The organism is Streptomyces sp. NPDC043427 (assembly GCF_056436655.1).
Genome location: NZ_JBWKCC010000050.1, coordinates 16,349 through 30,430 on the forward strand (window position 1 = coordinate 16,349; position 14,082 = coordinate 30,430).

The 14,082-nt window shown below is 71.9% G+C and carries 9 protein-coding genes and 2 pseudogenes; 3 read left to right on the forward strand and 8 right to left on the reverse strand.

What is annotated here, in order from left to right; translation table 11 throughout:
• The first annotated feature begins 6 nt into the window (after positions 1–6).
• Positions 7–2,349 (forward strand): SpoIIE family protein phosphatase, encoded by a 2,343-nt coding sequence (locus AC067M_RS44155; RefSeq protein ID WP_478702653.1) that lies wholly within the window; start codon positions 7–9, stop codon positions 2,347–2,349.
• Between the two features lie 30 nt (positions 2,350–2,379).
• Here AC067M_RS44155 and AC067M_RS44160 read toward each other — a convergent pair.
• The 4 genes and pseudogenes from AC067M_RS44160 to AC067M_RS44175 all read right to left on the reverse strand — a co-directional run bounded on the left by AC067M_RS44160 (position 2,380) and on the right by AC067M_RS44175 (position 8,223).
• Positions 2,380–2,791 (reverse strand): annotated as a pseudogene (locus AC067M_RS44160) (cupin domain-containing protein).
• A gap of 436 nt (positions 2,792–3,227) precedes the next feature.
• Positions 3,228–3,833 carry a DNA polymerase ligase N-terminal domain-containing protein gene (locus AC067M_RS44165; protein ID WP_478702654.1) on the reverse strand — a complete coding sequence of 202 codons (606 nt, stop codon included), beginning with the start codon at positions 3,831–3,833 and terminating at the stop codon, positions 3,228–3,230.
• 57 nt (positions 3,834–3,890) lie between these two features.
• A complete protein-coding gene (locus AC067M_RS44170) occupies positions 3,891–4,721 on the reverse strand; it encodes an aldo/keto reductase (protein ID WP_478702655.1) in 831 nt (276 codons plus the stop codon).
• Between the two features lie 73 nt (positions 4,722–4,794).
• Positions 4,795–8,223: a phosphorylase family protein gene (locus AC067M_RS44175; protein WP_478702656.1), complete on the reverse strand. Its 3,429-nt coding sequence runs from the start codon at positions 8,221–8,223 to the stop codon at positions 4,795–4,797.
• Between the two features lie 242 nt (positions 8,224–8,465).
• Here AC067M_RS44175 and AC067M_RS44180 point away from each other — a divergent pair, with 242 nt between their 5' ends.
• Positions 8,466–9,440 (forward strand): TauD/TfdA dioxygenase family protein, encoded by a 975-nt coding sequence (locus AC067M_RS44180; protein WP_478702657.1) that lies wholly within the window; start codon positions 8,466–8,468, stop codon positions 9,438–9,440.
• Positions 9,441–9,467: 27 nt separating this feature from the next.
• Here AC067M_RS44180 and AC067M_RS44185 read toward each other — a convergent pair whose 3' ends face one another.
• The 3 genes from AC067M_RS44185 to AC067M_RS44195 form a co-directional block, all read right to left on the reverse strand.
• Positions 9,468–10,004 (reverse strand): hypothetical protein, encoded by a 537-nt coding sequence (locus AC067M_RS44185; protein ID WP_478702658.1) that lies wholly within the window; start codon positions 10,002–10,004, stop codon positions 9,468–9,470.
• Positions 10,001–11,038, reverse strand: a complete 1,038-nt coding sequence (locus AC067M_RS44190) for an LLM class flavin-dependent oxidoreductase (protein WP_478702659.1) — start codon at positions 11,036–11,038, stop codon at positions 10,001–10,003. Before AC067M_RS44190 ends, AC067M_RS44185 begins: the two co-directional genes overlap by 4 nt.
• Before the next feature lie 84 nt (positions 11,039–11,122).
• Positions 11,123–12,628 (reverse strand): metallophosphoesterase family protein, encoded by a 1,506-nt coding sequence (locus AC067M_RS44195; RefSeq protein ID WP_478702660.1) that lies wholly within the window; start codon positions 12,626–12,628, stop codon positions 11,123–11,125.
• Positions 12,629–12,768: 140 nt separating this feature from the next.
• On the opposite strand from AC067M_RS44195, the gene AC067M_RS44200 reads away from it, so the two are divergent.
• Entirely contained in the window at positions 12,769–13,695 is a 927-nt protein-coding gene (locus tag AC067M_RS44200; RefSeq protein ID WP_478702661.1) for an ADP-ribosylglycohydrolase family protein, read from the forward strand.
• Between the two features lie 20 nt (positions 13,696–13,715).
• Here the strand turns inward: AC067M_RS44200 and AC067M_RS44205 are convergent.
• Positions 13,716–14,049: pseudogene (locus AC067M_RS44205) on the reverse strand (YciI family protein); the annotation flags it as partial.
• Between the last annotated feature and the right edge of the window lie 33 nt (positions 14,050–14,082).

The following is a 14,082-nucleotide window of genomic DNA, read 5'->3' on the forward strand; positions in this document are numbered from 1 at the left end:
GACACTATGGAGCATGTCGCCGCTGCGGCGATCATCGACGCCCACGGCAGGGTGACGGGGTGGAGCGAAGGTGCCCGCGTGCTCACGGGCTACCCGGCCGAGGAGGCGGTGGGTCGCCCGTCGGCCGATCTGCTCGCCGAGGAGGTGTCGCCGCAGACGCTCGCCGCACGGTCCGGCTTCGTCACGCTGCGCCACCGTGGCGGGCGCCCCGTCCCGGTCAGCCTGACGGCCTGCCCGGTGCTCGGCCCGGACGGCGAGGCCACCGGCTTCGCCATCACCACCGAACGGGCCCGGGACCCGGAGGCCACCCTGGCGGGACAGGCTTTCGAGCAGGCGTCCATGTCGATGTCGGTCTTCGACACCCAGCAGCGCTATCTCCGCCTCAACTACGCCGCCTGCCGGGTGATGGGCGTCCCGGAGGAGGCCCTGCTGGGCCGACGCTTCCCGGAGACCGTGGAAGACGCCGTGCACAGCCGCGGCTTCCACAACAACCTGCGCCAGGTCATCGAGACGGGCAGGCCGGTCCGCTACGAGAGCTTCACCGGCGCGCCCGCCCTCAACCGTGAGCACGCCTGGAGCACCGAGATGTGGCCCGTGCGGAACCCCGAGGGCGAGGTCACCGGGGTCGCCCTGGCGGCGTTCGACAGCAGCGAGCAGTACTGGGCCCGCCAGCGCCTCGCCCTGCTCAACGAGGCGGCGGCCGCCATCGGCACCACCCTGGACGTCGTCCGCACGGCCGAGGAACTGATCGAACTCCTCGTGCCCCGGTACGCCGACTTCAGCAGCGTCGACCTGCTCGAGTGGGTCCTCGGCGCCGACGAACCACCGCCGGTCCCCGAGGGCGAGATCCTCATGCGCCGCGTCGCCCACGGCTCCGTCACCGAGGGCACCCCCGAGGCGGCCGTGCACCTGGGCGAGACGGACATCTACCCCTCGTTCTCCCCGCCCGCCCGGGCCCTGAGCTCGGGCCGGGCGGTGCTCAGCCAGGCGGGCGATCCCGACTTCATGCGGTGGGTCGACGAGCGCAACACCCGCGCCCCCGCGGGCCGCCGCTACCGCCGGGGCGTCCACTCGATGCTCGCCGTGCCGCTGCGGGCCCGCGGCACCACCCTGGGCGTCGTCGTGGGCATCCGCATCGGTGCCGTGGACGACTACGGACCCGACGACGCCATCCTGGCCGAGGAACTCGCCAGCCGGGCCGCCGTCTGCATCGACAACGCCCGCCGCTTCGCCCGCGAGCGCACCACCGCGCTGGCCCTGCAGCACAGCCTGCTGCCGCGCGGCCTGCCCGGACAGGCCGCGGTCGAGGTCGCCCACCGCTATCTGCCCAGCGGATCCCTCGCGGGCATAGGCGGCGACTGGTTCGACGTCATCCCGCTCTCCGGCAGCCGCGTCGCCCTCGTCGTCGGTGACGTCGTCGGCCACGGCATCCCGTCCTCGGCGACGATGGGCCGGCTCTGCATGGCTGTCCGCACCCTCGCCGACGTCGACCTGCCGCCGGACGAACTCCTCACCCACCTGGACGACCTCGTCACCCATCTGGCCGCATACGACGGCGGCGAGGACGTCGCGGAACTCGGCGCCACCTGCCTGTACGCCGTCTACGACCCCGTCGCCCGCCGCCTCACCCTCGCCGCGGCGGGCCACCCGGCCCCGGCCGTCGTCCTGCCCGACGGCACCGCACAGCTCATCCGGATGGCCCCCGGACCCCCGCTCGGCGTCGGCGGCCTGCCCTTCGAGGCGACGGAACTGGAACTGCCCGAAGGCGCGGTCGTCGCCCTCTACACCGACGGCCTGATCGAGGACCGCGACCGCGACGTGGACCGTGCCACGGCCGAGATGTGCCGCGCCCTGGCCGCGCCCGCCGACTCGCTCGACGACCTCTGCGACACCGTCCTGAAGGCCGTACTGCCGGAGGAGCCCAGCGACGACGTGGCCCTGCTCCTGGCCCGCACCCGGGCGCTGGGTGGGGACCAGGTGGCCACCTGGGAGGTCCACCCGGACCCCGCCCTGGTGGCCGCCACCCGGCAGGCCGCCATCGACCAGCTGACCGCCTGGGGCCTCGACGAAGCCGCCTTCGTCACCGAACTCGTCGTCAGCGAACTCGTCACCAACGCCATCCGGTACGGCGAACCGCCCATCCAGCTACGCCTGATCCGCGACCGCTCCCTCATCTGCGAGGTCTCCGACGGCAGTTCCACCTCCCCCCACCTGCGCCGCGCCCACGCCTACGACGAGGGCGGACGCGGCCTCCTCCTCGTCGCCCAGCTCACCCAGCGCTGGGGCAGCCGCCAGACGACCAACGGCAAGACGATCTGGGCCGACCAGCCCCTGCCCCCGCCACTGTGACCACGGGACGACCGACCGCGGGAGCTTCCATCACTGGAACGGGCAGCCCGGGTCGGGCGCGTCCTCGGAGAACGGCGCGCCGTGCGGCAGCACTACAGCACTTCCAGGACGAGCGGCGTGTCGCCCAGGTTGCGGCCTGTGTGCACGTACGTGGGCTCGGCCGGCTCCTGGATGGCGCTGCCCCTCTGGTAAACGCCGTCGGACGCTCAGGTCGAGTCGAAGTGGGTGAGCGTGCCCTGCTTCACCACCCCGTACAGCGGACCGTCGTGGTAGTGCCAGCCGGTGGCCTGACCTGCCGGAATGGTGATCTCTCTGAGGATGTAGTCCGTGTCGCCGACGGTCCTCTGCGCGATCAGCCGGGCACTCACCCCGGCTCGGGCGGTGTCGCCTGGGCGGTCGTGGTGCCGACGAGGACCGTCGCGGCGGCGAGAGCGCCGGTCAGGCCGGTGCGGAGCTAGTGCTGTGACCGGAAAGGTTTGCCGGGAAGCTCGCGGCGTCCGGTGCGGTGCCTCGCAAGGCGGAGCATGACCCGCGTACTGGATGTACTCGGGTGATGCGACAACGCGGCGAGGTGCCGTGCCGGGCGTCGCGAGCCGGTGAACCTTTCCGGTCGCAGCACTAGTGTCCTGCGCCGTTAATCTGTCGGTAGTTTCGACATGCCGCATCGGCCCAACTCAAGCGGCCGACCAGGCGCCTTGACCGTTCGTGGCGCAGCAGAACTGCCTACGAACTTCGGGCGCAGGACACTAGGTGCGCATACGAAGAGCCTCCTGGTTCGCACGGCCGAGCACGACGTAGCGCCGTGCCGCTGCGAACATCGAGGCGTACAAGGGGAGTTCGGGTCGTTTTCGGAGGATCGCCGGTGCGCTCGTCGGCGCTCAGCCCTCCGCGGCGACCTGGCCGAGGGTCCGCCCCGTGCGTGCCGAACGCGCCCGGCGCGGGTCGGGCGTCCGGTGCCCCTGCCCCGGCCGCTCCCCGCGGCCGGCCTTGACGAGCAGCCACGCCTCCTCGCCGTCGTCACCGCTCCGGAACCGGGTCAGCGCGTACTCGCCGTGCAGCTTCGCACCGTGCAGCCGGAACGTCGCGTGCCCCCGCCGCAGGGACTCCCCGAAGTCGACGGGCCGCCCCTTGCGGTCGTGGCTGAGCGGCTCGTAGGTCCCGCCGTCCCAGACGATCACGGTGCCACCGCCGTACTCGCCCCGGGGGATGACGCCCTCGAACTCCTCGTACTCCAGCGGATGGTCCTCCGTGGGCACGGCGAGCCGCTTGTCCTTCGGGTCCTGCGACGGCCCCTTCGGGATCGACCACGACTTCAGTACGTCCTCCACCTGCAGCCGGAAGTCGAAGTGCAGCGTGCTCGCGTCATGGATCTGCACGACGAACCGGGGCTCCTCCCCGGGGCGCGCCGTCCGCCCCTCGGGCTCCGCCGTCCGAGTGAAGTCACGCTTGCCGTGATACTCCCGCAGCCGCTCCCGCTCACCCACGTGCTCACTCCTTCCGCGCGGCGCTCCGGCAGCCCCGGGTACCCCGGCCCAGGGAACTCAGAACTCCTCGTGGGTCTCGGGGTCCCCGCCGATGCGCTGGTGCGCCCGCTCCGACACCGCCCGCATCTGGGCGGGGCCGAGGGAGAAACCGAAGACGTCGAGGTTGGAGCGCTGCCGCTCGGGGCTCGCCGACTTGGGGATCGGTACGGCGCCCAGCTGGACGTGCCAGCGCAGCACGACCTGGGCGGGCGTGACCCCGAGGGACTCGGCGGTCGCGACGACGGCGGGGTCCTCCAGCAGACGTGTGCCACGGCCCAGCGGGCTCCAGCTCTCGGTACGGATGCCCTTGGCCTCGTGGAAGGCGCGCAGCTCCTCCTGCGGGAGGTGGGGGTGCAGCTCGATCTGGTTGACGGAGGGCAGGACCCCGGTCTCCTCCTCCAGCCGCTCGAGGTGGGCGACGGTGAAGTTGGAGACGCCGATCGAGCGGACCAGACCGTCGTCGCGGAGCTTGATCATGGCCTTCCAGGAGTCGACGTACTTGTCGACGCGGGGGAGCGGCCAGTGGATCAGATAGAGGTCCACGTACTCCAGGCCGAGCCGCGCTCGCGACTCCTCGAACGAGGCGAGCGTCTCCTCGTGGCCGTGGTGCCGGCCGGGGAGCTTCGTCGTCACCACGACGTCCTCGCGGGGGACACCGCTGCGGGCCAGGCCGCGGCCGACGCCACTCTCGTTGCGGTAGTTCGTCGCCGAGTCGACCAGGCGGTAGCCCAGGCCGAGGGCCTCCGCCACCGCGTCCTCGGCCTGCGCGTCGTTCATCGGCCAGGTGCCGAGGCCGATCGCGGGGAGTGCCGTGCCGTCGTTGAGCTGGTGCACCGGAATGTCGATCACCGTGAAGCCTTCCCTCCGACTGAGCCGTACCCCCAGCGTCGGCGACACCGGGCGGCTCGATCAAACCGGGAGCTCAGAAGTTGGAGATCACGCTGGTCAGCACCTGGCCGATGACCTTCGGGTTCTTCGCGTCGTAGGCGCGTGCCCCGGTCGCCGCGGCGATCTTCTCGAGCACGGTCCTGCCGCCCGCGTCCTGCTCGTCCGCGTCGGAGCCGTAGGCGATGGTGAAGATCCGGACCCGGTCGTCGGTGCCATCGATCCGGGAGAGGACCTCCTCCAGCGTCGGCGTGGCGGGCACCCCCTCGTTGCGTCCGTCGGTGAGCAGCACGATCGCGTTGATGGCGTCCGGGTCGTAGTCCTCGCGCAGCGCCTTCGCCGCCGCGTCGACGGTGCCGTACAGCCCGGTGGCGCCGTTGGGGACGAGGGCGCCCACTTCCTTGGTGAGCTGCTCGCGGCGGGGGACGCCCTTGGCTCCCGGTGCCGGGTCGTTCATCGGGCCGACCGGCACCAGCTCCTGGTAGTGGTGCTCGCCGTCGAGGTTCGCCGCGTTGGAGAACTTCCACAGGCCGACCCGGTCGGCCGGGCCGAACTCGCCGAACAGGGCCGGTTCGGCGTCCTTCAGCAGCTGCATCTTGGTCCTGCCGGTGCCGGGCACCTTGTCCTCCATGGACAGGGAGGTGTCGATGACGACCAGGACGTTGGCGGGGCGGCGCAGCCGGGACCACGTCTGCTGGATCCGGTCGAGAACCTTGCCCTTCGGCGGGTTGTAGGCGGAGATCTTCGTGTCCGGCAGAGCCCCGTTCTCCTCGGCGATCGGCGCCCCCGGCTTCAGGTCGTGGGTGCGGTAGCCGTAGGGCGCGAAGTATTTCTCGTACACGTCCCGGTCGTGCAGGTGCCGGAGGAAGTCCGCGGACACCGTCTGCTTGGCCGGGGGCAGGCCCTTGAGCGTGACGTAGGGGTGGTCGCTGACCGGGTTGCTGTCCTTGGGGTACAGCGACACGAGCGGCGTCTTGGGCTTGCGGGTCTTCGCGCACTCCGGCTCGTCGCTGTACGCGCCGCAGGGGTAGCCCTGGTTGTAGGCCACGACCGCGTTCTCCTCGACGGTGACGGCGGAGATGTACCGCGCCACCTCGTTCTCACCGCCCGAGTCGTCGGCCGCGCGCAGGTTCGAAAGGAACGTCAGGGTGGTGTCGCCGTAGTGGACCACCGACTTCTCGATGGTCTTGACGAGCGCCTGGTTGGCGGGGGCCTCGATGTCCTTCTCGGACAGTTCGGCGCTGGTGCCGGTGTTGGCGTAGAAGGCGCCGATGGTCGCGTTGAGGCCGGAGGTGGAGTAGTGGGGATTCGTCTTGCCCAGCTTCAGGGCGCCCCACTGCTTCTCGCCGTGGTCGGCCCAGAAGTCAGCCGGGTCCTTGGCCCACTCCGCCAGCTGCTTCCAGCCGATCCGCTGCTCCGGCCAGCCCAGGGCCGTCGCCATCGTCTTGGGCATCGCGATCGTGAGCGGGCTGGTGACGATCGGCTCGGCCGTCTCCGGGAGTCGCTTCAGGGCCTGGGGGCTCGCCTTCGAGCGGGCCAGCTCCAGCCACTCGCTCCCGGCGGGCGACCACACGTCCGGCCGCTCCGGTCCGTCGGCCTCGGTCCAGCCCTTGGCCAGGGCGCGCATCCCGGTGCCGGAGTTGACGCCGCTGACGGTGATCTTCACACACTGGCCGTCGGCGCGGCGGGCGCCGTAGTCGACGGCGGCGTTGTGGAGCGACTTGGACAGGTCGATGGAGGCGGAGATGCGGAGCGTGGTGTCGGCCTTGTCCACGGGGCACGTCGGCAGGCTCGAGGCGGCTCCCGGGCCGGTCGGCGACTCGTCGTCTCCGGAGAACACGACGGGGACGAGTGCGCCCAGAATCAGTAAGCAGGCGAGCCCCGCGGCACGCAACGGCGTGAGGTGTCTTCGTGCGGCGCGCAGCCCGCCCGACAGCTGTGCGCGTACGCCGGCCGGAGCGCCTTCCGTCCGCGAGGGGCCGCCGGGGGCGGGCGGGGCGGCGGGAGCGGCGGATGTCGGCGGTTCGGTGCCGTGTACGACGGTGGAGGCGGAGGGCGCCGAGGAAGCGCCGTCGGAGGCCGGCGTGGCGGAGGGCGGCGAGGAAGCCTCGGCGGGCGTCGGCCGGGCGGTGGCGAGGCCGTCCGACAAGACGGCGGACGCGGGTGGGACGGGGCCGGACCGGCGGGTGGGTCCGGTGACCGGCGTCAGGGGGAGGGCGACGGGAGGAGGAGCGTCCGTGGGTCTGGGTCCGTCTGCCGCGCTGAGGGCTTCCGACGCCCCCTGGCCTCTGCTGGCGTCGGGTGTTTCCAGTGTCCCGTGGCCTGTGGTGGCGTCAGGTGTTTCCAGCGTCCCCTGGCCTCTGCTGGCGTCGGGCATTTCCGGCGCCCCGTGGCCTCTCACCGCCCCGGGTGTTTCCAGTGGTCCGTGATGTCCCGTCGTCCCGGGCGTTTCCGGCGCCCCGTCAACTCCCGGCGCCAGGGGTGTTCCCGATGCCCCGCGACCTGCCGTCGCCCCGTGCATCTCCGCTGTCGGGTGGCCCGCCGCCAGCCCGGTTCTTTCCGTTGCTCTCAGATCCTGTGCTCCCAGACCTGCTACACCCAGATCCGTTGTTCCCAGATCCCGTGCCCCCGGATCCTGCGTCGCTCTGCTCACCGGAGCGGCCCCCGCCCAGGGGCTCTCCGCGGCCCGCGACTGTGCGGGTGTCGCCCGGTCGTAGTCGTGGCCAGGGCGCTGCCGCGTCACCACGCTCTGGGCGAACTCCCTGAGGACGGCGACGGCGATCGTCGCGGCCCGTGAGGCGGCGAGGCGCTGGGTGCCCCTGGCGTCCGCCTCCCGTTTGCGGCCGTCGGCCTTGTCGCTGATGCAGCGGATCGTCAGGGTGTCCAGCCTGCCGCTGACGTGCGCGGCCCGGGCGACCCCGGCGCTCTCCATCTCGATGGCGACGGCGTCGTTGTAGTTCTTCTCCAGGTGCTCCGAGAGGTTCGACGCCCGGTCGTTGAGCACCACCTCGCCGGCGGCTATCGGCTTGTAGTGGACCGTGACGTCCGGCTCGTGGGCCGCCCGGTACGCCGCCTGGAGCAGCCGCCACGAGGCGTCCCAGGCACGGGGGCGGGCGAGGGAGGCGCCCGGGTTCACCTTCGCGCCGTGGTAGGCGTAGATACGGGTGGCGACGACGACGTCGCCGATCTCGAGGTCCTCGCTGAGCGCGCCCGCGACGCCGACGAAGAGCAGCGCCTTGGGTCCGAACAGGTTGTAGGCCTGCCCGGTGATCAGCGCCGCGTTCTCGTTGCCCTCACCGATCAGCGCCACCGCGGCGGTGAGTCCGGTGTCGGCGAGCCGTCCGCAGTCGAAGACCGTGCCGTAGTCGTCCTCGCGCCGCACCACGTCGGTGAGGTGGGCGCGTACGGCTGCGTACTCCACGGGCAGTGCCGTGAGGATCACCACGGTGGGAGGAAAGTCTGTCACCTGATCAACCGGGCCTTTCCTCCGATGACTTGACCGCGACCTGGGGGAATACACCGTAGCTCCGAGTCGCCGTCAAGGCAGCAAGTCCGGCAGTACCGAGGGCCGTTGAGCTGGAATCGTGACGGATTCGATCCGATTCGACGGGACAGCCCCCTTCTGCGGGGCCCTGTCGCCCCGTCCGGCGATCGCTGTCACGATCTCCATGGAGCCGGTACCACGACCTGACGATCATCGGAGCGCGCATGACCACGGACTGGGGCACGGGAGAGACGACGGAGCCGACGGCGGGGATCGAGGTGCGGCCGGTCGCCGGACACATCGGCGCCGAGATCACCGGCGTCGACCTGGCCGACGGCCTCGACGACGCCCAGGTCGCGGCGATCAGGGCGGCGGTGCTGCGCTGGAAGGTCGTCTTCTTCCGCGGACAGCGGCTCGACCACGCCGGGCACGTGACGTTCGCGCGCCGCTTCGGCGAACCGGTCGTGCTGCGCAGGCGCGGAGGCGCCTCACCGCCGGACTTCCCGGAGATCGAGACCACCGCCGACCGCCTGGAGCTGGGCGGCCGCTTCGGCATGGAGCACGACGAGTGGCTACGGCGCCGGCGGCACACCCTGCTGCGCGGCTGGCACTGCGACCACGGCGCCCGCGTCGACCCGCCGGCCGCGACGATCCTGCGCGCCGAGACCGTCCCGCCCTACGGCGGCGACACCACCTGGTCCAACCTGGCCGCCGCGTACGCCGGACTCTCCGCGCCGGTACGGGAGTTCGTCGACGGCCTCAGGGCCGAGCACCGGCTCGGCGTCGGCTACCAGCCGCGCCCCGGCGACGACGCCTACCTGCGTCATCTGCTGGACCACCAGGTCGCGTCCCTGCACCCGCTGGTGCGCGTCCACCCCGAGACGGGGGAGCGGGTGCTGTACGTCAACGGCTACTACGTCGAGCAGATCGCCGACGTCTCCCGCCCGGAGAGCCAGGCGCTGCTGGAGATGCTGCTGGAGCAGGCGGTCCGCCCGGAGTACACGGTCCGCTTCCGCTGGGAGCCGGGCAGCGTGGCCTTCTGGGACAACCGGGCCACCATCCACCTCGCCCCCAGCGACAACGCCCACCTGGACTTCCCCCGGACCATGCACCGGGTGATGCTCGCCGGAGACGTACCGGTCGGCGTGGACGGCAAGCCGTCGGAGCCGGTCACCGGGACCGAGCCGGGCCGCTGGTGAAGCCCCCAGCCCCTCTGACCGGCTGTGTCAGGCGGGCTCCGCGCGGGTCACGAACGGGCGGCCGTCCTCCGGGATGAACACGACGAACTCACGGGTGCCGTGGACCACTCGGGCCAGTCCCAGGCGCCGGTCCGCGCGCACCACGGCCTCGATCGGTTCGCCGCCCTCGACGATCCGGTCGAGCTGCGCGTAGTGCCGTAGCAGGGTCCGGGTCGGTCCGTTGATCCAGAGCCCGACGTCGGCTCCCTGCCGCAGCGCCGCGAGCAGCTCCTCGCGCAGGGGGCCGGCCGCCGCGCCCCGGACTCGGTCGTGGAGGCGCTCCTGCACTCCGGGCTCGCTGGGAGCCTCGGCCACCCGCTCCACGCAACGCGCGCAGGCGGTTTCCCGGCCCGTGTCGAACGGACTCCGGAACACGGTCAGCCGTTCTTCCGGGATGCCGCACAAGGTCCGGCCCGCTCCCAGCGCGTGACCGACACCCGGTGCCTCGGTCTCCTCGCACGCGGTGAAGAACGCGGGCACGCGCGCGGAGGTGAAACTCCAGCCCTGCCGGTCGGACGTCGTCATCGGTCCGTGCCTCCGGCCTTCCAGCCCAGCGCCGGGCCCAGCCGCGTCGCGATGTCCGTGAGGATCTGCACGTAGTCCTCGTGCTCGAAGGTGAAGGGCAGCGCGAAGGCCACCTCGTCGATCTCGCGGAACGCGGCGTGCGCGTACAGTTGTTCGGCGATCTCCTCGGACGTGCCGACCAGATCCGGCGCGAACAGCAGCCGGGCCGGGCCCTGCGGGGACGTGGTGCGCGGCAGCCGCTTGGCCACGAACTCCTCGTACTTCGCGCGCTGTTCGGGTGAGGCGGAGTCGGTGGGGATGACCACGAGGCCCTGGGAGACGCGCGCGGCCTCGTCGTCGGGGTGGGCGGCGCGGAAGGCGCGGACGTGGGAGAGCTGGATCTCCGCGAAGCCCCGCGTGTCGTCCGGGCTCTCGGCCTTGACGACGCTGCTGGTGAGGAAGTTCATGCCGTGTTCCCCGGCCCACGTGGCCGAGCTCAGGCTGCCCCCGCCGTACCAGAGACGGCGGCCGAGACCGGGAGACTGCGGCTGCACCCGGTCGGAGAACACTTCGAACCCCTCGACCCCGCTGAAGTCGGTGGCGGACTTGCCCCGCACGAACTCCAGCAGCCGCCGCACCCGCTCGTAACCGAAGTCCTCGGCGTCGGCCGTGTCCGGGTACAACGCGTCCTTCACCTGGTCGTAGTGCATCGGCGGGCCGACACTGACCCCCGGGTTGAGCCGCCCGCCGGACAGGATGTCGACCGTCGCCAGGTCCTCCGCGAGACGCAGTGGGTTCTCCCAGCCCAGCGGGATCACCGCGGTGCCCAACTCGATGCGCCGGGTGCGCTGCGAGGCGGCCGCCAGGACGGCGACGGGGGAGGAGATGCCGTACTGCAGATGGCGGTGGCGCACCCACGCGCTGTCGAAGCCGAGCCGCTCGCCCAGCTCGATGATCTCCAGGGTGGTCTCGTGGCCCCGGCGCGGGTCGTCCGCGTCGAACAGCCCGATGGTCAGGAAGCCCAGCTTCCGCAGGGGTCGTGAGGTCGTCGGCACGGGCTTCCTCCATCGTTCACGGCACACATCGTTCACGGGCACAGACGGCCCCGGCGCTGCTGCGTTCGATTGTCGCAGGGGGGCTCAGGCCAGCGGGATGACGACCTCGTCCTCCACCGGCGGGTGGAGCTCCTGCGCACGGTTGCCCGTCGCCGCGAAACAGCGCAGCCGGATCGCCTCCGGGGTGACGTCGAGACGCAGGAAGCACTTGAAGAAGGGCGGGCTGTAGGTCGCCGAACCCGGGGAGAACAGCGAGGTGTAGATCTTGCGCACGGGCAGCCGGAACCGCGAGGTGCGGTCGGGGCGCCCACCGGCGCCCAACAGGCTGGCGACCAGCCGGGTCCGCCAGGTGACCCGGGCGTCCGGGCCCGGAGCACGGGCCGGTGTGATGCCGAGGCGCTCCGCGATCACGGCCGTGGCCTCCGCCTCGGTGAGCGTGAAGAAGCGGCGCAGGCGCAGCCGTCGGCCGTACAGCCCGCTGTAGAAGGCGAGGGAGTCGCCGCGCAGCGGATAGCAGCGGAAGTCCTGCTCGGTGACGCCCGCGATGTCGACCCGGGGGATGATGTGCGTGGCGTGCATGAAGGCACCGCCGCCGCCCGAGACCACGTACTGGAGCGTGCGCCCGCCGTCCAACTGCACCGGATAGCGCTGGTAGTTGTGGATGTCGCCGCCGATCGCCGCGACGTAGTGGTGCTCCGGGTCGCGGACGATCTCGTCGACCGTGCCGCCGCCGTCGATCGGGCAGGGGTGGTGCTCGCCGTCGACGTACAGGGGCGAGCCGGTGATCAGCACCTTCGGGCGTGGGCCCTTGGACACCTCGCGCAGCCACGCGCCCTGTTCGGCGTCGAGGGTGCCCAGCAGACCGGTGTCGATGCCGATGATCCGAACGGGCCCGGCGTCGATCGCCCAGTACGGTCCCGGCTGGACGGCCCGTTGGCCGGACGCCGACCGCAACTGCCGTACCTTGTCGAGGTGTTGAGCGTCCATCGCACGGGGCCGGTGCCACAGCAGTGACCGCAGCCAGGCCCGGGTGAGCGGTCGGGGCGCGGGCTCGGGGGCGAGGGGCGGGGCGTCGTCGCAGAAGACGCGCATGAACGCGCCGAGGTCCTCGTACCAGTCGTGGTTGCCGGGTATCGCGAATATGGGGGCCGGATAATCCTGGTACGGCTGGAAGAACTTCGTGCCGTAGTCGTCGGCGCTGCCCACGGGATAGATCACGTCGCTCGCGAGGACGGCGAAGTCCGTGCCCTGACCGATTTTCAGAAACCCCGGCACGACGGCGTACTGGGAGTCGTCGCCCTCGCCGGTGTCACCGATCACCATGAAGGAGAAGCTGTCTTCGCAGTCGCGCCGGATCACCTTGTCGGCGGGCGCCCCCGCGGCCTGTCTCTGCGCCACCCAGCGGCCCCGGGTACGGCCGGTGGGGTCGCCGAACCAGGAGGCCACCACGCCGTTGCGGGCGGCCCACAGCGTCTTGGGGTTCAGCCAGGAGAGCTTTTCGACCCTGGGCGGCATGAGCTTCTTGTACTCGCCGCGTTCGAGGGTGCCCCAGCCGGCGCCTTCGGCGGTATCGCGTGAGGAGTCAGACACCGGGGCACCGTAGCAACGCACCTGCTCAGGGGCCGGGGCGGGGTCCGCTTGCCCGGGGTGCCGAACTGATGTCGTCTCAGCGAGGCTCCGTGATGCGAGAGAATGCCGACGACCGATCACACAGCCGGGGGAGCACGTCCATGAGCAGTCAGCCGCACGCCCACGCCGCCCTCGACGGGCTTGTCATGGGCGACGCCTTCGGCGACGGCTGGTTCACGCTCTCCGACGAGCCCGTCGAGGAGCTGTGGGCCGCGCGAGAACTGCGCCCCGCGCCGTGGTCGTGGACGGACGACTCGGCCATGGCGTTCGTCCTGTTCGCCCATCTGACGGCTCACGGCGAGGTCCGCCCGGACGACCTGGCGCGGGAGTTCGCCGCCGAGTACGACCGCGACCCGGGGCGCCAGTACGGGCCGTCCATGCACGGTGTGCTGCGGCGCATCGGGGAGGGCGAGCACTGGCGGACGGTCACCACGGGACAGTTCGGTGGACAGGGCTCGCACGGCAACGGTGCCGCGATGCGGGTCGCCCCGCTGGGGGCCTGGTTCGGGGACGATCCGGCGGCCGCGGGTGAGCAGGCCCGGCTGTCGGCGCTGACCACCCACGCCCACCCGGAGGCCGTGGCAGGCGCCGTGGCCGTGGCTGTCGCCGCCGCGCTGGCGGCCTCCAGCAAAGGTCAAGAGGCCTCGGCCCGCCCCGACTTCCTGCGGGAGGTCGCCTCACACGTGTCCGAGAGCGACGTCCGCTCAAGGCTGCTGGTGGCCGCCACCTTCCCCGAACGCACCTCGGTGCGCCACGCGGCGTCCGTGCTGGGTTCGGGAACCCTGATCTCGGCTCAGGACACCGTGCCGTTCGCCCTGTGGTCCGCCGCGGGACACCTGGACGACCTGTCCGAGGCGCTGTGGCAGACCGTCGCCGGTTGGGGCGATCGCGACACGACCTGCGCCATCGCGGGAGGCGTGGTCGCCGCCCGCACCGGCACGGCCGACCTCCCCGCCGCCTGGCGGCAGGCCCGCGAGGACATCCCCGCCTGGAGCGGTTGGGACTTCCGCGCGGCGGGGCGTGCCTGAGAACACCGCCGACCATGGGGTCATGACGGCCGCCGCACGCCGTACTGCCAGGCATGGACCTCGACGTCGGCGTACCGGCCCGGGGTCAGGACGGCTCGCGCCGTGTCCGGGCCCGGCGCTCGATCCAGCGCCGCCGTACCCAGCCAGGTGATGCCGTCGTCGGACAGCAGCGGCCCGTACGCGATCAGCTCGTCCCGGTCGGGCGGCACGTCGAGATCCACGGCCTGTCCCGCGCCGAGCCCGATCACCAGGTACCGGTTGCCACCCGTCCGGCCACCGGGAGTCCCACATCGTGCCCCCCAGCAGGTTCCGCCGGCGGGGCAGCAGCACGTCCCGGTACGCGCCGGCCTGGTAGGTGCGCTTTCTGCAACGACACTCGGCGAGCAC